Raw genomic sequence first — 22131 nt, 5'->3', positions numbered from 1 at the left:
TTGACTTGTTAAAATCCTTGTTTTAAAAATAATTAGGATTACAAATGCAAAAACACACCAAAATTCACGGCTTTTCAAAGCTCAAACTCATCATCATCCTTGCTTTGATGTCAAGCATAGCACCACTTTCTACAGATATGTATTTACCTGCGCTTAGCCATGTAGAGCAAAGTTTTAACGCCTCTAAGGCGCTGACCCAACTTAGCCTTGCAAGCTTTTTCATCGCCTTTGCCTTAGGACAACTCATATATGGGCCTTTAAGCGATATCTTTGGGCGTAAAATTCCCGCTTTGGTAGGAATTTTCTTCTTTATCGTTTCAAGCTTGTTTTGTGTGATCATCGACAATATCTATGCCTTTATCGCTTTGAGATTTTTTGAAGCACTAGGAGGCTGTGCGGGAGTAGTGATCGCAAGAGCTATAGTAAATGACTTGTTTGAGATCAAAGAGGCTGCGGGGATCTTTGCTTTGATGATGGTATTTACCTCCCTTGCTCCTATGCTTTCGCCGACTTTTGGAAGCTTTTTGCTGGAGTATTTTTCATGGCATAGCATTTTTACGACTTTGTTTGCTTTGGGAATTTTGCTTTTTTTGATGATACTTTTTGGCTTAAAAGAATCCGCACCACACCTTAAAAATAAAAAATTCTCCCACGAAGAAGCGATGAAAAGCTATAAATTTGTTTTAAAAGATAAACGCTTTTTAACCTATGTCTTTTGTGCTGCTTTGGCTTTGGCTGCGATGTTTGCTTATATCACGGGTTCGAGTTTTGTATTTACACAATTTTTTGGCTTAAGCGAGCAACAATTTGGCATACTTTTTGGAGTAAATGCCCTAGGCTTTGTCATCTGTGCAAATATCAATGCAAGGCTAGTGCGTAAATTTGAAAGTGAAAAAATACTTTCAAAAGCCTTGATAATCATGTTTGTATCAACTTTGATCTTGCTTATCAATGCCTTTTTGTATCCGAATTTATTTCTTTTTGAAGCAAGCATTTTTACAAGTATCGCTATGCTTGGCTTTATCGCACCCAATACCACGACTTTGGCTATGGCGAGATTTAAAGACCATAGCGGAACCGCTTCTGCGGTGCTTGGCTTTATACAATTTGCCCTAGCAGGACTCATCTCCTCTGTAGTCAGTGCTTTAGATGCCAATACACCGATAATCCTTGCTTGCGTGATGTGTGCTTGTGTCTTGATAGCAAATGGAGTGTATTTTCAAGCTAAGCGTAAGGCTTAGCTTGGCACTATGGAATTCTTTCGTGCGGTTTTTTGGAGTGAGAAAATACAAAGCAAAAGGATAATGCTGTATAAAACACTAGTTTTGATGCTCGTATTTTTTGGATAATTCTTCTAGAATATTTCTATTGTTAAAAATTACTGTAATTTTATTATCTTGCTGAGCTTTAGTATATATTTTAATAATATCTTTAATATCCTCTTTGTTTAATTTTTTTTGTTTTTCTAGTCTTACGATAGTATCAATCACTTTTGGAAGCATTGTTCCACTCGTAACAGAAACACGTTCAATAAGAAAAAATGATTGAGCTTTTGAAAGATTTTTATTATTATCACCACCGTAAAAATGGCGCATTGCTTGCATTATTCCAAATATTTTTTTATCGAAGCGTACAGCACTCAGATAAATTTCAAGTTGCTCTTCTTTATTTAAAATTTTATTAAACCAAAAATAACTTAAAAGAATTTCAGCCATCTTTCTTCGATATCTTTTTTTATTCATATTTTCAATAAACAAAGTCCTGAAAAGCTGCTGAGTAATAGTAGAACCACCGGTAAATGGAATATTTTTAATAAAAGATATTTTATTAAAAAAAGGTATTTTTCTACCGCGAGATAACAAAGCTCTACATAATGCTTTAAAATCTACTCCTTTATGTTGATAAAATTTTTGATCTTCAATCGCAACTAGCATTTTTTTAAGGTTATTTAAATCAATTTTTTGTCTTCTGCATTCATAAGCTGATAATTTAGCCCTATATAAAACGTGTTCAAAATTATCTACAAATTTTATTCCTAATTTTGAAAATAATATTCTAATAATAACCAAAAGCATTGTTTCATTTATATCTAAAATACAATAAATATAAAACAAATACAATGCTATAATCATTATGCTATTAAAAACAATGGCATGCATTAAAGAATATCCTAAAAAAATACATATTATAAGCAATAATGCTACAAAACATAGAATAGGAATAATATGATATAAATAATTGAATTTTAGTTTAATGCTAAAAGGCATATTGGCACCTTCGAGCATGCCTTTTTTAAATAAAAATTCTTGAGTTCCATAGTCCATTCCAAGCATTCTTCTTAGTATGATAATTTTTCGTTTCGAAAAAATAATAGACTTTTGCTTTTCTGCAAAATTTTTTGTCATAAAGATAAAAAATAGCAATACCAAAACAGTAATAATCCATATAATATAGTTCGGATTTTCTGCTATACCTTTAAATATTACTTTTATTTTTTCACTTGCACCCGATAAAAGAGAGATAATAATTGTCCCAAATGTAAGCATATATTTGATTAAATTATCGAAAATTCTTTCTTCACTTTCAAGAATCTTACAACAAAATTTATATTCCTCTAAAGCAATATCTCTATTTTTTTTATGATCAAAATGATACGTTGGAAAATATTGTTGCCAATTCACTATTTATTCCTCATAGTTCTTATTGCTACTAAAATTTTCTATTTCTTTGGTTCTTAGCGTTTTGCTATAAATTTTCATCACAATACCTTAAATTTTTCAGCTTGGCACTATGGAATTCTTTCGTGCGGTTTTTTGGAGTGAGAAAATAACTAAAGCCAAAAGTATGGTATATAGTATGTTTAACACCATCAAACTTGGATAATTAAAACCTTTATCAGCTTCATTTGCGATTTTTCCAATCAAAGGGTGAATTATACTAGGTTGTTTTATCAATATTATAAAAAATTCTATATACGATAATACAAGCACCACATATCTACCAAAGAGCAAAGATTTGGTATAAACTAAACAAATATATAAACTAACAAACAAAGTATTTATAAGTAGTGAATATCCAAAATCTTTGTCTAAATTTAAGAAAAATCCAATAAATTTAAACAATAATATATAAAACATACAAGAAATAAAGATTGCGAAAAATAAACTTTTAATCAAATTCCAAAAATCATTAATAATATATATAAAATTTATTTTTTGTTTTTTTGAGGTATTATTTTTTGCTTCATATGATTTTAATTTGTAAACAAACAAACCACAACCAAAAATTACACAAATGACACTTCCTATTTCAAAATAAGATTTAAACCTATCAAAAAATTCAAATAAAGTTAAAATTTTTCTTGTGTCTTTTAATTCATCATCATGAAGCCAAACAAAGCCTGAAAAAAACAAAGCATATAAAACAATTAACAATACAAGATTATTAAAAACTTTTAAAAAGTCTGTGTGATGATCGCAAAGCTTTCTATAAAATCCTAAAAGTAAAAAATCCACAAAATCCCGAATTCTCCAAATATTTTTTTCTAAATCTGTCATATTTTTTATATTCTCACCTTTTTTATTCCAACTTTCTTTTAACTCTATCTCTTTGCAATAAAGCTCACATTTGTGAAAATTTGAAGCGTCCAAGGCATTGTTATCTTTTATCAAAGCACTTTTAAAAGTCCTAAAAGAATCTCTAAAATCATTTGCAATTTCATCTAAAGGTTTTTCATCTTGCTCATTTTTTTTGTTAAAATTGTTGCATTCTTGTTTGATTTTTTCTTCTAAATTAGAAAAAGTAAAATTTAATTTTGCATTAACCATATTTAAATTTTCATTGAAAACTGCTTGTGAAAAATTTAAACCGTTAAAAGTAGAATTGTAAAAAGTTGTACTTTTTTCAAAATGGCTTTTTTCAAAACTAGCATAATTATAAAAATTTCTTTCAAAATTAGAAGAATTACAAAATGTATTTGCCTCAAAATAAAGCTTTTTATTAAAGTTACAACGAGCTATAACCACATTGCTTTTAAATTTGATATTATATGAAATAACATTTTCTTCAAAAGTACAATCATAGATATAAACTGGATTTTCTATCTCAAAAAAACCAGGAGCTTCGTTTATTTCACACAAAAATGTGCATTTGAAAAATGATAATTTATACTCATTAAATAATTTAAAACTAAAATTCTTTATAACGGCATTATTAATTTGTATACATTGCAATCTAGCATTATGGTAAATACATGTATTGTCTATTTTTAAATAATTAGCTAACTCTAAAATCTTGTCATTGATTTGTGTATTTGTCATTTTTAACCTTTCGTTTTTTTATTATACCATTTTAACTTGGCACTATGGAATTCTTTCGTGCGGTTTTTTGGAGTGAGAACAATATCAATACCACAAGTATAAAATACACCACAGACAAGCTAAGCAACAAAGGATAAGTAGCATTAGAATCTTTATCTAAAAAACTTCCAAGTGCGGGTAGCAATAAGCTAGGTTTAACCAACAGTGTAAAAATACAAACTGTATAAGAAATAGCGACAACAATACCTCTTTTGTATCTTTGTCTGTCATCAAGTAAGATAAATTTTAAAGCAAACAGTACAAAAAAAACAATAACAGCAATATGGGTATACAAAGCTAGCAAATCTAAAAAACTAAATATCAAATATAAAATTGAACCAAAAATATATATGCTTGTAAAAATATTAAAAGAAAGTAACAATAAAACCAAAATTAAAAAAACTATCATATAAACAAAATCATTCTTTATAAATTTATCGCTTTCTTTCTCTATATTTAAAGATAAGAGATTGTAAGTGGTTTTGTTGTGTTCTTTAAAAATATAATTTTCATTAGAATCTACTTTAACGATGTTATATTTTATATCATTTTCTATATGACTAGGTTGTTTAAATTTATCAAGTGCAAAAGAAAACATACCAAAAAGCATAACGACTATAAGTAAGTTATGAAATGCTTTGAGTAAGTCTGTATGATGATCACAAAGCTTGCGATAAAAGACAAGTTGATATCTGTCTACTATATCTTTAAAAGTTGTAGCTTTTTTATTTTTTAACTCTAGCTCTTTACAATAAAGCTCGTATTTGTGAAAATTTGAAGCATCTAAAAGATTGTTATCTTTTATCAAAGCACTTTTAAAAGTCCTAAAAGAATCTCTAAAATCATTTGAAAATTTGTATAAAGGTTTTTTATCTTGTTCTTTTTTATCTTTATTAAAATTTTCTTGTTCTTTCTTTATTTGTATTTTTAAATCATCAAATACAAAATTTGAAGTTATATTTAAAGCATTCAAATTACCTTTTAAAACTACTTGAGAAAAATTCGGAGCCTTATAAAACTTCACTCCATAAAAACAAGCTATATTGTCAAATTTACACTCGTGAAAATCAGCATAATTATAAAATTCAGAGTTGTTAAAATAAACTTCGTCTTCAAAATGAGCATTTGAAAAATTTAATTCTGCTTTATTCACTTTATCCTTATATCCAAAATTAGAATCTACAAAATAACACCTATTTTTAAATTTATTTTTCCACAAATTTATATTTTTTATGGTGCAATTTTTTATAAAAAGATATCCTTCAAATTCGTTTTCTTGCAAATCTAAGGATATGATTTTTTTATCATTTTGCTCATTGGAGCAATTTATAAAAACCAAATGATCTAAAAATTGGTTTTGATATATTTTTAAGTCATTATAAAACGCACACTGATTAAAAGTTAATGTTTTTTCAAAAATAATATTTTTCAAATTTAATGACTTTTCAAAAGTACAATTGTAAAAGTATAGATTGGTTTTAACAATGCGATTATTCTCTGATTGCTTATCACTTAAGCTAATATTACATTCGCTAAAAATAATATTACACTGGGCAATAGCATTATACTGGATATTGTTCATATTATCACATAATGAAGATAAGTCTAGTGTTGCCTTGCGAATCAAATACCATTTTCCATCATCAGAAAATAACTCATCTCCTTGCCTAAAGTCTCCTTTTGCTTTTATTTCTTTTATTGTTTCTTTTGTTTCTTTATGACTTGGAGCAAATATATATTGTTCATTTATAGATAAAACTTTGGATAATTTCTGTTTAGTGCTAGCTTCTTGGTTACCGCTTTTACTCTTACTTTCATCACTTTCACTCTTATCATTTTGATGTGTTTCTTCACAACATTTCTCTAAGGTATTAAGTATTTTTTCAAGTGTTTTTTTCATCATTTAATCCTTCCTATTTTTCAGCTTGGCACTATGGAATTTTTTCTAATTGTTTTTATAAAAGAAAATACAACAAAACCAAAAACGATTGTATAAATTCCACCCATTGTGCTAAGCGGATCTAGCATAGCTCTTTTATCTGTAAAAATTCCCATAGCAGGGATAAGAATTTTCGGTGAAACCACTAGGACTGAAAGAGTTATCACATAAGATATAATTATAAAAAATTCTCTCATATATTTTAGGCATAAAGCAAGTCCAACTAAACCCAAATAAGTAAAAAGCATTGCAAAATTTACTGCCATCATAAACAAATAATTATCTTGTATGATAGAATTTATATGATGATTATAAAAATCCAATGAAAAATACCAATGCTCCAAGATAGGCTTATATCCAAGACGATAGTTAAAATTAGCAACTATCGCAACGCTTGATAGCACAAAAATCCCTATCACCAAAATAAGCGAATTTAAACTTTGTAAAATATCGGTATGATGATCGCAAAGCTTGCGATAAAAGAAAAGTTGCCATCGTTCGATTTTTTCTCTTAAGCTTTTCTTTTCTTTATACTTTAGCTCCAACTCCCTAGCATAAAGCTCTTGCGTTCTTAGTTCTGAAGCGTCGATTAGATTGTGATGAGCTATGCGGTTACTCTTTAGCTTCCTAAACAAATCTCTTAAATTTAGCAAGGCGCGAAATTTATCATTTTTATCTTGTATATTATTTATCTTATTTTCTATATCTTTATCACTATATTTGATATATTGATGTTCTATGTTAAATTGATTAGAAAAAGTGCAGTTTATAAATTGTGGTTTAGCATTGAACTTTGTATTGCTAAAGGTTACAACACCATTAAACAAAACATTATCAAATTCCAATCTTTCAAATTCCATTCCTTTAAAGCTTAATGTATCTTTAAATACCGTGTTTTGGAATACATAAGATTCTGCATTTATATCATCAATATGAATAAAATTTATTTTATTAAATTCTACATTATGAAATATACAATTATTTGGATTTATATTTAAAAAGAATGTTTCATCTTTAAATGTCGATAACAAAAAGCTAATTCTTGCTTTAAATACAAGACTATCAAAAGTTACCTTTCCTTTAAAGACAACTTCCCTAAATTCATTTTCTATAATTTTGCGATTACTACTTTGCTCTGCTTGAAATTTGACTCCTGCAAACCTTACTTCATCTTTAAACTGTGAAAGTGTAAAACTAACCCTTGCTTTAAATGTAGCATGATTAAAGATTGTCTTTCCTATAAAAACAACTCCTAAAAATTGATTTTCGATTATATCACTGTCGCTTTGATTTGCTTGAAATTCAGTTTTTGTAAAGTTTGCTTCACTTTTAAACTGTGAAATTCTAAAACCAACCCTTGCTTTAAATGTAGCATTAGAAAAAAATGCTCTTCCTTCAAAAATAACTTCTCTAAATTCATTTTCTATTGTTTCATTATTACTTTGCTCTGCTTGAAACTGAGTTTCTATAAATCTTACCTCTTCTTTAAACTGTGAAAGCGCAAAACTAACCCTTGCTTTAAATATAGCATGATTAAAGAATGTCTTTCCTATAAAAACAACTCCTAAAAATTGATTTTCGATTATATCACTGTCGTTTTGATTTGCTTGAAATTCAGTTTTTATAAAGTTTGCTTCACTTTTAAACTGTGAAAGCGCAAAACTAACCCTTGCTTTAAATGTAGCGTTAGAAAAAGATGCTCTTCCTTCAAAAATAACTTCTCTAAAATCATTTTCTATTGTTTCATTATTACTTTGCCCTGCTTGAAACTGAGTTTCTATAAATCTTACCTCTTCTTTAAACTGTGAAAGCACAAAACTAACCCTTGCTTTAAATGTAGCGTTATTAAAGAATGTCTTTCCTATAAAAACAACTCCTAAAAATTGATTTTCGATTATATCACTGTCGTTTTGATTTGCTTGAAATTCAGTTTTTACAAAATTTACTTCATCTTTGAAATGCGAGGATGTAAAACTAACCCTTGCTTTAAATATAGCATTATCAAAAGACACTCTTTCTTCAAAAACAGCCTCTTCAAAATCATTTTCTATTGTTTCATTATTACTTTGCTCTGCTTGAAACTGAGTTTCCATAAATCTCACTTCACCTTTAAACACAGATAATGAAAAATCTACCTTAGAATCAAATTTTGTTTTAGAAAAATCTACTACAGCATCAAACACGCATTGCTGAAATATAACTTCATTTTCAAAATATGCTTTTCTAGCGATAATTTGATTTTTAAAATTACAATTTCTAAAATCTATTTTTATAGTATTCTTTTCTAAGAAATAAAAATATTTTATTTCACTCTCAAGTATACAAATTTCTTTTATGGCTTTTTCTTGCAATTTTTGAAAATTTATCTCTTTTATTTCGGCATTGATTATAGTTATTTTATTATCTTTTATATCTTGCTTGCCATTTTTTGCCAAAATCCCGTATTGTGCTAATTCTTTATCAAATTCTTCCATTACTTGCCTTCTATGATTTTTATCTCATCTTCAGTGAGATTGTAAAGCTTATAAACCAAAGAATTGGTTTTGTTTTCATTATCTTTGGTTTTTAGTATTTTGCTATAAATTTTCATCACAATACCTTAAATTTTTCAACTTGGCACTATGGAATTTTTTCGTGCGGTTTTTTGGAGTGAGAAAAGGACCAAAGCCAAAAGTATAGTATAAATCGTAATCAAAACATTTTCAAAACCATTATAACTGTTATCGCCTATAAGATTTACGATTCCAAATATTATTTTCGGCTTATAACATACCACCCATAAAACCGCGATCAAGTTAAAATACACAAAAAAATCAAATTTTTTTATATACCCAAACCAATACAAACAAAGCAAATTAAAAACACCAACTATACTTAAACATACTCCGTATTGATTTAAAACTTTTAACAAATTGATATCTTGAATCACACGCGAAGTAAAATACAGTAAAGCAAACGAGCCTATCAACACAACCAACCATCTTAAATTTAAAAGTAAGTCTGTATGATGATCGCAAAGCTTGCGATAAAAGAAAAGTTGCCATTGTTCGATTGTTTCTCTTAAGCTTTTATTTTCTTGATATTTTAGCTCCAACTCCCTAGTATAAAGCTCTTGTGTTCTTAGCTCTGAAGCGTCGATTAGATTGTGATGAGCTATGCGGTTGCTTTTTAATTTTCTAAATAAATCTCTTAAATTTAGCAAGGCACGAAATTTATCATTTTTATCTTGTATATTATTTATCTTATTTTCTATATCTTTATCACTATATTTGATATATTGATGTTCTATGTTAAATTGATTAGAAAAAGTGCAGTTTATAAATTGTGGTTTGGTATTGAGCTTTGTATTGCTAAAGGTTACAACACCATTAAACAAAACATTATCAAATCCTAATCTTTCAATTTTCATTCCTTCAAAGCTTAATGCATCTTTAAATACCGCGTTTTGGAATACATAAGACTCTGCATTAGATTCTGCATTTATATCATCAATATGAATAAAATTTATTTTATTAAATTCTACATTATGAAATATATGATTATTTAATTTTATATTTGAAAAAAATGTTTCATCTTTAAATTTTGAGACTTTAAAACTAACCCTTGTTTTAAATATACAACCGAAAAAAAATACTCTTCCTTGAAATGTAATTCCTTCAAAATTATTTTCTGTTATTTCATTATCGCTTTGTTTTGTTGCTAGGAATTGAGTTTCTATAAAACTTATTTCATCTTTAAACTGTGAAAGTCCAAAACCAACCCTTGCTTTAAATATGGCATGATTAAAGATTGTCTTTCCTATAAAAACAACTCTTAAAAATTGATTTTCGATTATATCGCTGTCATTTTGATTTGCTTGAAATTTGGTGTTTGTAAAGTTTGCTTCACTTTTAAACTGTGAAATTCCGAAATTAACCCTTGCTTTAAATGTGGCGTTGTCAAAGATTGTTTTTCCTTCAAAAATAACTTCCCTAAAATTATTTTCTATTGTTTTATTATCGCTTTGCTCTGCTGAAAATTGAGCCCCTATAAATCTTACCTCTTCTTTAAACACAGATGCCGAAAAATCTATCCTAGAATCAAATTTTGTTTTAGAAAAATCCACTACAGCATCAAATATACACTGCTGAAATATAACTTCATTTTCAAAATGTAACTCTCTAGCGATAATGTGGTTTTTAAAATTGCAAACTTTAAAATCTATTTTTATAGTATTCTTTTTTAAGAAATAAAGGTATTTTATTTCACTTCTAAATATACAAATTTCTTTTATGCCTTCTGCTTGTAATTTTTGAAAATTTATCTCTTCAATTTCAACCCTATCTATAATTATTTTATGCTCTTTTTTTAGAATTTTTTTATTGTCTTTTGTAGCTAGCTTGCCATTTTTTGCCAAAATCCCGTATTGTGCTAATTCTTCATCAAATACTTCCATTACCTGCCTTCTATGATTTTTATCTCATCTTCGGTGAGATTGTAGAGTTTATAAACCAAAGAATTGATTTTGTTTTCTAGTTCTTGGGTGTTTGCGTTTTTGTCTTGTTCTTTAGCTTTTAAAACTTCATCGACTGAATTTACAAGCTCATCGGCTATTTTTTGATTTTTAGAATTTGTATCCGCTATGGGAATATTTAGCAAAGGCTCTTTGTCGATTTGATAATTATTGCCTTGCATTTTTCCTTTATGTTTTAACCAAAATGCGACAAGCTTTGAATTTAAAAGCCCTGTTAAATATTTCACATTTATTCTTTGTGTTTTGATAATATAAAAAGTTGCTGAAACATAACAATCAAAATCAACATAACTAAATTTAGGCTCTCCTACGCATTTTCTAAGTGCTACAATTCTAGGACTTCCTTTAAAAAATTTCTCATCTCTTGATCGGTGCAAACCATAAGGTTTATTATCTGAAGTAATAACTTTTTTAAATTTATCTAAATGCTTTTTTAAATTTGGATAATTATCCATAGAATTTGGATTTTTAAATGATGAATTGGTATATATAATCCAACGATGACCACTTTTTTCAAAAAAGAATTTTAAAAAATTTTGAGTATCATAATATGGTTTAACAATGCTATTTTCTAATTGCGTTAATTTCAATTCTTCTTTTTCATCTTGACTTAATCCAAAAATTCCCTGTCCTATCTTAAAAGAAAAATTATGATTGCTATTAATTCGATTGTTTACAAAATCATAATGCGGATGAATGCCATTGGCAACTTCCCTTTCTTCAAGATAAAATTTCCCATATTTTTGAATTTTATTGAAAAGTTCTTCATAATCACTTTTTGTAAAATTTAAAGTTTTATCTATGAATTTTTTTGGAGCTAAATTTATACTTAAAATTTCATTGTTTTGGGTTTTTTCATTTTTTAAAAGACTTAGAGCATCTTCATAAATTGGAGTTTGGGTTGTGATTTTTGCAAAATGAAATTCATAATTTTTAGGTGGTTTTGTTTTTTGAAATTGCATTATCATCGTTTGTATACTTGCAGAATCAAACACCATAAAAGAGCTAAAATCAACAAGGCTTAAAATTTGGGATTCTTCTAAAACTATATTGCGTAGTTTTTTAGCTCCTGAATTTGTAATCCAATTATTTGTAGCGATAAATGATAAATATCCTTTGTTTTTTAATATATCAAATCCACGTCCCACAAAATGATACCAAATATCCATTTTTCCTTGATAAGTTCTTAAATTTTTTGTATTGGTAAAAAGTTCTTTATTATCCGCTTCTTTTATATAAGGCGGATTGCCGATGATGAGATCAAAGCCTTGAAAATTTCCATCATCGTCCAAAATTTCAGGAAATTCAAAACGCCATTCAAAAGGATGATTATTTTCTAGGTTGAAGATATTGTCGTATTCTTTTTTAAGATTTGCAAATTCTTTTTTCGCTTCTTTTTCATCAAAATCAAAAAGAGTCAAATTCGCACTGACAAAAATTCTCAAATTCTCATCATTTACAGCTAAGAAATTTCCGTATTTTTTGGAGTATTTTTCGCATTTTTCATTAAAACTTTTCATCTCTTTTTTAAATTTATCCGCAAAGCAGAAATTTTTAAAAGAAATTTTGAGATTTTTTATCTCTTGGTTGATTTGATTTTTATCGGTGTAAAAGCCCTCTTTGTAGTCTTTGACTATGTTTTTGTATTTGTTCATGCGTTCTTTGATGTTTGGGTAATGGCTTAGGCTTTTGTCGATTTCAAAGTAAGATATCAAAGAATTCCCACATTTTATGTTTATATCGATGTTTGGTAGGGTTTTAAGATCGTGATACGCCTCATCCTCAAAGCTTTGGTAAAAGCTGTGTTTTAAAAGCTCTATCCAAAGTCTTAGTTTGGTGATCTCACATGAATTTGGGTTGATATCGACGCCAAAAAGGTTGTTTTCTATAATGTCTTTTTTCGTGTAAAAAAGCTCTTTTTGGATCAAGTGAGCTTTGTCTTTGTCCGAATGCGGGCGTTTGTATTCTACAAATTCGCCTTTGCGGTTAGTGATGAGAATTTCATCGTTTTGCACTTCTAGGTAAAACTCCTCATCAAAGAGATTTAGCTCATCGTAGATACTTAGCATGACATTTAAAGCCGATACTAGAAAATGCCCACTTCCTACCGCAGGATCGCAAATTTTTATGGAGTTTAAAAGCTCTTTTTGTGCGTTTTTATCCTCTTTTCGCAAATCCCTTCTTAGCTCGCTGATATCTGTAGCCTTAAGATCAAATTTGGCATTGAATTTATCAAGCACTACTTTTGTGATACTTTCTTTGCACATATAAGAAGTGATAAAGCTTGGGGTGTAAAAGCTTCCTTCTTTGTAGCCATTGAGCTTTTCAAACACATTTCCCAAAACACTTGAGCTTATAAGCTCTTTTTGGCTTAAAATTTCGCTTTGCTCATCATCACTACCAAAATCAAAACTATCCAAAAATTCAAACAAATACTCCAAAAGCCCCACTTGTCCTTTTTTAGCCTTGCATTTGTCATCTTTTAGCACCGTGTTTTTGTAGTAGTTAAGCTTTAAATCATTGTTTAAATTCGAAATTTCAAGCGTGTTTTCTATGCTTTGTTTTTCAAACAAAGAAGAATTCAAGTAAGGCAGGTAAGCAAATTCGCTTTTCTTTCGTGTGCTTCTTTCTTTGGCTAAAATTTCAAAGAAAAGCTCGCTAAGCTTGTCAAAATCAGGGATTTTTTTAAAATTTAGAAATTTCAAATTTTTATCATCATTAAAACGCACCAAATTTGACTCTATAAGCTTTAAAAACAAGATACGATTAAGCCATAAAATCAAAAGTTTTAAAATGGTTTCAAAATTTTCTTCTTCAAGCTTGGAATTTATAGCTGTGTAGAAGGTGCCTTGCTCTTCTTTGCTCTCTTCGCTTTTTGCGATGATGAGCTTTGAGTTTTGCTTGCTTTCGCAAAGCCCTAGGATATATAAAAGCTCTTTGTAAAAGGCGTTGTTGAGTGAATTTGCATCGTTGGGGTTAAACTCGCTTAGCAGAAAGTCTTTGTGAAAAATTTTAAACAAAGGCTTGAGCTTGCTAAAGCTTGGCTTTTCTTGCTCCAAAATAGGCTTTAGATCGATAAAAACACCCTTTAAGCTAGGCTCATCAAACAAATCCTTTCTTGTGATAGAATCAAGGTATTTTTCACTGCTTAAAAGCTTTTCGCACTCTTTGTAAAATTCATCGGTATTGCCCTTGAAAAGAGAATTTTTGCTTTCAAAATTTTCAAAAGCTTCTTTAAAATACTTGTTTTTGTTAAAAAGCTCTTCAAACAAATCCGCCTTAAAGATATAAAAATGATAAAAATCTGTGATGATGATGTGCTTGAGTGATGAATTTAAAGCCTTTCTTTCACGAAGATAATACAAAATGCACTCGTGCAAGGCCTTGCAGTTGGGCTTGTTTGGGCTAAAGAATTCTTTAGAATGAGGCAATTTTGCTTCGATGATGACTTGAATTTGCTTATCTTTTTTCAAAGCAAGATCTATACCGCTGTTGCCTTTGTGTATGCTTTTTATCTCACACTCAAAATGCAAATTTTCAAAAAATTTGCTTAAAGCGTTTGCTACTAGGGAGTCTTCGTTGTTTTTGAGATTGTTTTCTAAGCTTGATTTATAATCTTTTAAAGCTTTTGTAAATTCATTTAGCTCTGCTTCTAAAATAGGCTTTTTGCGGTAGTAAGGATTTAAAAATTCTTTTTCATCTATAGCTTCAAATTTCATCTTACGCCTTTTTTTAAAATAGTTTCTATTTTATCAAAATTTTACTTTAAGAAAATGGAAATTTGTAAAAACATGTTAAGATATAATTTACATATTTTTATTTAAGGATTTAACTTGAGTAGCAATATTGATATTTTAAAATATTTACTTTTTGTGGAATATTTAACACCTCAAAATATCAAAAAGATAAACAATTGTTGCGATACATGCGAAACTTCATATATTAACAAATATATTCGAGAAAGGATTGAAAAAATTTGCAATGCCTTAACCTTAAATAACAAAAATTTAGATGATTATAGTGTAGAAATTATCATACAGGGTGCCATCTATGAAAACAAAACCTTATTTGACAATATTATAAATAAATTTAATATTAACAAAGACTTGGAAAATTTTTGCGATAATTTAAATACAGAATATGCATCTTTTGTTCTAAAATTTAATGGTCGTTTAAATTTTGCAAATGAAAATGAAATTATAAAATTCAATGAATTTAACTCAAACAATCATCAAAATTTCGATCCAATAATAGATAATGATTTTGTTTTTAATGCGAAAAATTTTTATTTATCCACTGCACCATGGGCTATAAATAATATTGAAAATATAAAATCATCTTATATTGATTTTATTAATCTAAGCCAAAACATTGCCAAAGAACTGTCTTCGCTTAAAAATATATGTATTGATAAATTTTACGATAAAGCTATCAAAATCATAGAACGCGATATTCCATTACTTGGAAACAAATTTAGAATATCAGTTAATCTTACTAAAACCATAAATGAAAATGTATTTCTAAATAGTTTTTATATACAAGAATTAGCGAATATTTTAAATAATTATGAGGAAAATAAATTTCCCATGATAGATAAGTATCTAAGCAATAAAATAAAACAACGCATAGACATAAAAACAAATCAACTAGAAATTTTGGAAAACTATATTGATGAACTGGCTCCTAGCTCTTTTATGAGTAAATTTGCATTAATGTATTCTCAACAATTTGCAGTAAACAAAATACTTAAAATGAATAAAGATCATAACGATATCTACTCTATCAATGGACCTCCAGGGACTGGAAAAACAACGCTTGTAAAAGATATCATAGCAGGTATTATTACTCAAAGGGCTATAGAAATTTCAAAACTAAATTATGATGAAATTATAAAAAAAGAGGATGGAATTTATAAGCTCAATGAAAAACTAAAAGGTTATGAGATCATACTATCTTCTAGCAATAATAATGCTGTAGAAAATATAAGCAAAGAAATACCCACAAATGGTGGTATCGATAGTAGCTATATTCAAGATCTTGATTATTTTAGTGAGATAGCTACAAGATTTTTAAACCGAAATAAAAAAACTGAAATTAAAGCTTGGGGATTAATATGCGGTATATTGGGCAATAATTCCAATAAATCTTCTTTTATATATAATGTTTTAAAAGATTTTAAATCAAAAGAATATGAATTTATCGGTCTTATAAATTATATAAAAAGCAATAAGCTCACTAGCAAAGATTTTGAGCAAGCAAAAAATGATTTTAACCAAGCATTGCGCAGGGTTAATAATCTACTAGATAAAAACAAAAAAGAAAAACATATAATCCAAAAGGTAAAAATTTACAAGAAACTAAAAAATAGTGGCAGTTTAATCAATACTATTACTTACCTATACAAACTACTTTCATATAGACTTATGGGAAAAAGTTATGTAAAAAATATAGAAAAGCATATCTCTTTTCTCAACCAAAAATTTTATTTACATGATGAAGCATCTATGGAAAAATCTTCATTTTTTATGGTAGAAAATGGCGAAACAACAGAACTTTCTAAAGCACGAAAAGACTTATTTGTAAAAGCACTTAATCTTCACAAGGTGGCCATACTAAGTAATAATCTATATTTTGCTCAAAATTTGGAAGCATTAAGTGATATTTTAGAAAACAACAACTATAGGAATCTTTCGGGAAGTAAAATTGTTGAAATATGGAAAAGTTTATTTTTTATAATACCATCGATTAGTTCCACTTATGCTTCTTTTGGCTCTTGTTTTAAAGACATAGGGCATAATCAATTTGGATATCTAATCAGCGATGAATCAGGACAAAGCACTATAACAAGTGCTATAGGGGCTATATACAGAACAAAAAAAGCCATCATAATAGGAGATCCGCTACAGCTTGAACCTATTGTAAATATTCCAAATAATATAAATAATTTTTTTATACAATACTTCAATATAGATAAGGCTTTTGATGTTAAAAATACCTCTTTACAAAGTAGATGCGACTTCTTGCAATCATATGGAAGATATATTTGTCAAAACAATCAAAAAATATGGTTAGGTTCTCCCTTGCGTGTGCATAATCGCTGCGACCGACCTATATTTGAACTATCTAATAAAATCGCATATGACGGTATGATGATATATGGAAAGAAAAATGAAAACACCCTACAATTACAAAACACTTGGTACAATATCAAAGAAGAACAATGGAATGGTAATTGCAATGAAAGGGAAATAGAATATTTACACATACTTTTAGATAAAATTACCCAATATGATCTAGAGATTGGAATCGTTACGCCATTTGTAGATGTTAAACAAAAATTAAAAGATATAATCGATAAATATAATAATTTAAAAAATGATAAAATTGGTACTATACATACAATGCAAGGAAAAGAAGCAGATATAATCATACTTATCTTAGGTGGAAATAACGAAAATGCTAGAAATTGGGTAGCATCTAGGCCAAATTTAATCAATGTTGCATTAACTCGAGCAAAAAATACAATCTTCATTATAGGCAATAAAGAAAAATACATAAAACTTAATTATTTTAATCATTTAGAAAGTATGCATACGATTACACCCTCATTCTCCAATCCTTAATCATTACTTGGCTTTAGCAATCTCAAGTATCTCATTCTTTTATCTTGCAAGTATAGTTCCAAACCTATGCTTTTATAAGCAATAATATAACCAAACCAATCAACCAAACACACTAAATTCAAATAAACTGATTAAAGCAAGGACTGATAAAGTGTTTAACTAAAACTAATTAAATTAATTAAATCAACTAAACCAATAAATAAGCTAAATCAATTAACCCATTTAAATCAAATAAATCAAATAACCCAATAATTAAATATAAGCATAGATAAGTAAAAGTATTACACAAAGCATTCTAAAGGGATTAAATAAATTAGAGCCATTGGAATAAACTACTTCAATCCATCTAAACAAGTAAATTAAACCCATTAACCTAAATACAACCATAATAACTAAAACAATCCAAGCTTAATTCAGTCAATCCAATAAAAGAACCTAAACAATAAATGATTAACTCTAACCCATTAACAAATACAAACTAAATTAAATCATTATTAGCACAAACAACCCCATCAACCCCATAAAAGAATATCTTAAGCAATTAAACTAAAAACAGATTAAAAATGATTAAACCATCAGCCCAACTCAACCAACTAAGCTCACAATCAATCAACCCACCAACTAAAGCAAGTGTATTCAAACAATAAAAATATAACCTAAACAAATTTACCAGCCTAGTAAATCAATATCTTAACACCACCCAAAAAACCATACAATGAAATTATAAACCAAACACAAAGACAACAATTAAACTAAAAACAGATTAAAGTGAACAACTCTAAGCAACCTAACTATAACTAAGCATAACCATAACTCAGCATAAAAAGAATGATTAATACATATAAAAACAAATTCAACATATTGAACCAAACTAACCAAGCATAATAAAGAACAATCAACATATAAAAACAAATTCAATATATTAAAACAGTTTCAATAAACATAATAAAAAAGAACAATTAATACAAAAACAGATTCAATAAACATAAAGATAATTATTCTAAATCCCATCTAAAACAACAATAAAAACAAACATATGATTTATATATAAAGTAAGTAAAGAAGAATTAACAAGTCCGCAATGAGCTACTTTCCCCCTGCCAGTAAGGCGTAGTATCATCACCCACGATGTGCTTAGCTTCTTGGTTCGGGATGGAGCAAGGCGTTTCCACATCTGTATAATCACGGACATTGTTATTTAAACCTATTTTATAAATAGACTTAAAAAACAATGTTAAGAGCAAGTTCTAATATAAACCCTACTTGCAAGATTTCCATATCACTTTGAATGATTATTGTTATTCAAAGCTTTACTAAAAACCTTAACAAGGAAGTGATGCTTTATTAAAGATAAGCCAAACGCTCTATTAGTACTGGTCAGCTAAAGGACTTTCATCCATTACACACCCAGCCTATCAAACTAGTAGTCTTCTAGAGAGCTTAGAGAAGATTCATCTTAGAGTTGGCTTCACGCTTAGATGCTTTCAGCGTTTATCCTTTCCAAACTTAGCTACGCTGCGATGCTCTTGGCAGAACAACAGCTACACCAGTGGTTTGTTCAACCCGGTCCTCTCGTACTAGGGTCAAATCTCTTCAATCTTCTTACGCCCACGGCAGATAGGGACCGAACTGTCTCACGACGTTCTGAACCCAGCTCGCGTACCGCTTTAAATGGCGAACAGCCATACCCTTGGGACCTGCTCCAGCCCCAGGATGCGATGAGCCGACATCGAGGTGCCAAACCTCCCCGTCGATGTGAGCTCTTGGGGGAGATCAGCCTGTTATCCCCGGGGTACCTTTTATCCTTTGAGCGATGGCCCTTCCACACAGAACCACCGGATCACTAAGACCGACTTTCGTCTCTGCTTGACTTGTATGTCTTGCAGTTAAGCTGGCTTATACCTTTATACTCTACGAACGATTTCCAACCGTTCTGAGCCAACCTTTGTAAGCCTCCGTTATTATTTGGGAGGCGACCGCCCCAGTCAAACTACCCACCAGACATTGTCCCACTTGAGGATAACTCAAGCTGGTTAGCTACCCAAATAAGAAAGAGTGGTATCTCAACAATGGCTCATATACAACTGGCGTCATATACTCAAAGCCTCCCACCTATCCTGCACATTCTTATCCAAATAGCAGTGTCAAGCTGTAGTAAAGGTCCACGGGGTCTTTCCGTCTTGCCGCGGGTAGGAGGAATTTTCACCTCCACTACAATTTCACTGGATCCCTCTTTGAGACAGCTCCCATCTCGTTACGCCATTCATGCAGGTCGGTATTTAACCGACAAGGAATTTCGCTACCTTAGGACCGTTATAGTTACGGCCGCCGTTTACTCGGGCTTCGATCAAGAGCTTCGCTAATGCTAACCCCATCAATTAACCTTCGAGCACCGGGCAGGCGTCACACCCTATACATCCTCTTACGAGTTAGCAGAGTGCTGTGTTTTTGGTAAACAGTCGGGAGGGACTCTTTGTTGTAAGTTTCTTCGCTTTCGGAGTAAATCCTAATACGAAGCGAACCACACCTTATACCGAAGATACGGTGCTATTTTGCAGAGTTCCTTAAAGAGAGTTCTTCCACGCGCCTTAGAATACTCATCCCACCCACCTGTGTCGGTTTACGGTACGGGCAACATTAGCTAAACTTAGAAACTTTTCTTGGCTCGACGGCATCAGGGGTTCTTCTATCCATCCGAAGACTTCAAAAAGCCTTTCAGTTCTCGGTGTATTCTTATACGGATTTGCCTGTATAAGCACCTACGACCTTAGACTAGCACTTCCATCCGCTAGCCCCCTTAGCCCTAAGCGTCCTTCCATCGCACACTAATGTTGGTATTGGAATATTAACCAATTTGCCATCGTCTACCCCTTTCGGACTCGACTTAGGACCCGACTAACCCTACGATGACGAGCATCGCGTAGGAAACCTTGGGTTTACGGCGTTAATGATTCTCACATTAATTATCGCTACTCATGCCTGCATGCTCACTTCTATTCGCTCCAGCACTCCTTACCGGTATACCTTCGACGCAAATAGAACGCTCTCCTACCACTTGACAAAGTCAAGTCTACAGCTTCGGTACTTACTTTAGCCCCGTTATATTTTCCGCGCAAAATCACTAGACCAGTGAGCTATTACGCTTTCTTTAAAGGATGGCTGCTTCTAAGCCAACCTCCTGGTTGTTTAAGTAACTTCACATCGTTTTCCACTTAAGTAAGATTTAGGGACCTTAGCTGGTAGTCTGGGTTGTTTCCCTCTTGACGACGGATTTTATCACTCGCCGCCTGACTGCTGTGATTACATATAAGGTATTCGGAGTTTGATAGGGTTTGGTACATTGGTGTATGCCCTAGCCCATTCAGTGCTCTACCCCCTTATATTACGACACAACGCTATACCTAAATATATTTCGGAGAGAACCAGCTATCACGAAGTTTGATTGGCCTTTCACCCCTATCCACAAGTCATCCCGGGGCTTTTCAACGCCTATGGGTTCAGTCCTCCACTAGTTCTTACACTAGCTTCAACTTGCTCATGGATAGATCACTTCGTTTCGGGTCTGCAGCATCTGACTAAGCGCCCTATTCAGACTCGCTTTCGCTACGGCTTCGCGTTTGCTTAACCTTGCCAGACACCACAACTCGCAGGCTCATTATGCAAAAGGCAGTCCATCACACTGTATTGCTACATAGTGCTCTGAATGATTGTAAGCAAATGGTTTCAGGTTCTATTTCACTCTGATCACCTCAGTTCTTTTCACCTTTCCCTCACGGTACTTGTGCACTATCGATCTGGTATTAGTATTTAGGGTTGGATCGTGGTCGACCCAGCTTCAGACAGGATTTCTCGTGTCCCGCCCTACTCAGGATACTGCTAGCTAAGGTTTGTTTTTCGCATACGGGACTATCACCCTCTATGGCTATACTTTCCAGAATGTTCTGCTAAACTCACCTCTTGCACATTGCAGTCCTACAACCCCCAGTGCAAGCACTGGGTTTGCCCTCTTGCGCTTTCGCTCGCCGCTACTGACGCAATCTCTATTGATTTCTTTTCCTGAGGGTACTAAGATGTTTCAATTCCCCTCGTTCGCTCCTATATAGGTAATGTATATCTCTATACATTGGGTTGCCCCATTCGGAAATCTACGGATCAAAGCTTCTTGACAGCTCCCCGTAGCTTATCGCAGTCTAGTACGTCCTTCATCGCCTTTACCAGTCAAGGCATCCACCATTCGCTCTTAGTAGCTTACCTTTTTTACCTTCTTTAGCGTCAAGGCAAAGCCTTGACTAAGAAGCAAGCTAAAGGCCTACCCCGCCAACCTAAAAGATATTAGGCTGATAAAGTAAGTTAAAGACTAGTAGTCTTTCTTGCTTCTTCTGCTAAGAATATGCATAAAAGTTAGATATAATCTAACTTCTACCTTTTTTATTGATTCTAAAACGCATCACTTCCTTGTTAAAGTTTTTATGATAAGACTTCATTATCTTAAGACGGAAAGCATTCAAACACTTAATATAAATACTAAAATTCAATTAATATTTAAACCAAGTCGTGAGTTTGAAACTTATCTTTAATTTATAAACTTTAGATCTAATATTCTCTTTATTATAAAAAATAAAGATAGTTAAAAGATATAAGTAAAACCAAAGAAAAGATAATTGGGTTTTATCCTTTAACAAGTCCTGTAAAATTGTT

8 protein-coding genes and 2 rRNA genes are annotated in these 22131 nt (G+C 30.7%); 2 read left to right on the top strand and 8 right to left on the bottom strand.

Going from position 1 to position 22131, the window contains the following annotated elements; genetic code table 11:
• Window positions 1-44: 44 nt before the first annotated feature.
• Complete coding sequence (locus AAID94_00220) at window positions 45-1241, top strand: multidrug effflux MFS transporter (GenBank protein ID XAK23985.1); 1197 nt, start codon at window positions 45-47, stop codon at window positions 1239-1241.
• A 78-nt stretch (window positions 1242-1319) separates the two neighbouring features.
• Here the strand turns inward: AAID94_00220 and AAID94_00215 are convergent, their stop codons facing one another.
• From AAID94_00215 to AAID94_00190, 6 genes are all read right to left on the bottom strand, one after another.
• Window positions 1320-2681: a biosynthetic peptidoglycan transglycosylase gene (locus AAID94_00215; protein ID XAK23984.1), complete on the bottom strand. Its 1362-nt coding sequence runs from the start codon at window positions 2679-2681 to the stop codon at window positions 1320-1322.
• 96 nt (window positions 2682-2777) lie between these two features.
• Window positions 2778-4319 carry a pentapeptide repeat-containing protein gene (locus AAID94_00210; protein ID XAK23983.1) on the bottom strand — a complete coding sequence of 514 codons (1542 nt, stop codon included), beginning with the start codon at window positions 4317-4319 and terminating at the stop codon, window positions 2778-2780.
• Between the two features lie 31 nt (window positions 4320-4350).
• The gene (locus tag AAID94_00205) at window positions 4351-6258 is read right to left on the bottom strand and encodes a pentapeptide repeat-containing protein (GenBank protein ID XAK23982.1); all 1908 of its coding nucleotides are present in this window, start codon (window positions 6256-6258) and stop codon (window positions 4351-4353) included.
• 20 nt (window positions 6259-6278) lie between these two features.
• On the bottom strand, window positions 6279-8771 hold the full coding sequence (locus AAID94_00200; GenBank protein XAK23981.1) for a pentapeptide repeat-containing protein: 2493 nt from the start codon (window positions 8769-8771) through the stop codon (window positions 6279-6281).
• Between the two features lie 134 nt (window positions 8772-8905).
• Window positions 8906-10732 carry a pentapeptide repeat-containing protein gene (locus tag AAID94_00195; GenBank protein ID XAK23980.1) on the bottom strand — a complete coding sequence of 609 codons (1827 nt, stop codon included), beginning with the start codon at window positions 10730-10732 and terminating at the stop codon, window positions 8906-8908.
• On the bottom strand, window positions 10732-14529 hold the full coding sequence (locus AAID94_00190; protein XAK23979.1) for an Eco57I restriction-modification methylase domain-containing protein: 3798 nt from the start codon (window positions 14527-14529) through the stop codon (window positions 10732-10734). Before AAID94_00190 ends, AAID94_00195 begins: the two co-directional genes overlap by 1 nt.
• A gap of 114 nt (window positions 14530-14643) precedes the next feature.
• Here AAID94_00190 and AAID94_00185 point away from each other — a divergent pair, with 114 nt between their 5' ends.
• On the top strand, window positions 14644-17433 hold the full coding sequence (locus AAID94_00185) for an AAA domain-containing protein (protein XAK23978.1): 2790 nt from the start codon (window positions 14644-14646) through the stop codon (window positions 17431-17433).
• Window positions 17434-18506: 1073 nt separating this feature from the next.
• On the opposite strand, the gene rrf is transcribed toward AAID94_00185, so the two are convergent.
• A 5S ribosomal RNA gene (gene rrf / locus AAID94_00180) occupies window positions 18507-18623 on the bottom strand.
• 156 nt (window positions 18624-18779) lie between these two features.
• A 23S ribosomal RNA gene (locus AAID94_00175) occupies window positions 18780-21687 on the bottom strand.
• Window positions 21688-22131: the final 444 nt, after the last annotated feature.

Origin of the sequence: Campylobacter coli (assembly GCA_039516895.1) — a bacterium.
GTDB classification, from domain to species: Bacteria; Campylobacterota; Campylobacteria; order Campylobacterales; family Campylobacteraceae; genus Campylobacter_D; species Campylobacter_D coli_B.
This window is presented reverse-complemented; position numbering and strand designations above follow the sequence as displayed.

What these genes read in the sequence shown, in the direction of transcription:
- AAID94_00205 (XAK23982.1), bottom strand. Translation starts at nt 6,258, where the DNA reads ATGAAAAAAACACTTGAAAAAATACTTAATACCTTAGAGAAATGTTGT.
- AAID94_00210 (XAK23983.1), bottom strand. Translation starts at nt 4,319, where the DNA reads ATGACAAATACACAAATCAATGACAAGATTTTAGAGTTAGCTAATTAT.
- AAID94_00200 (XAK23981.1), bottom strand. Translation starts at nt 8,771, where the DNA reads ATGGAAGAATTTGATAAAGAATTAGCACAATACGGGATTTTGGCAAAA.
- AAID94_00190 (XAK23979.1), bottom strand. Translation starts at nt 14,529, where the DNA reads ATGAAATTTGAAGCTATAGATGAAAAAGAATTTTTAAATCCTTACTAC.
- AAID94_00220 (XAK23985.1), top strand. Translation starts at nt 45, where the DNA reads ATGCAAAAACACACCAAAATTCACGGCTTTTCAAAGCTCAAACTCATC.
- AAID94_00195 (XAK23980.1), bottom strand. Translation starts at nt 10,732, where the DNA reads ATGGAAGTATTTGATGAAGAATTAGCACAATACGGGATTTTGGCAAAA.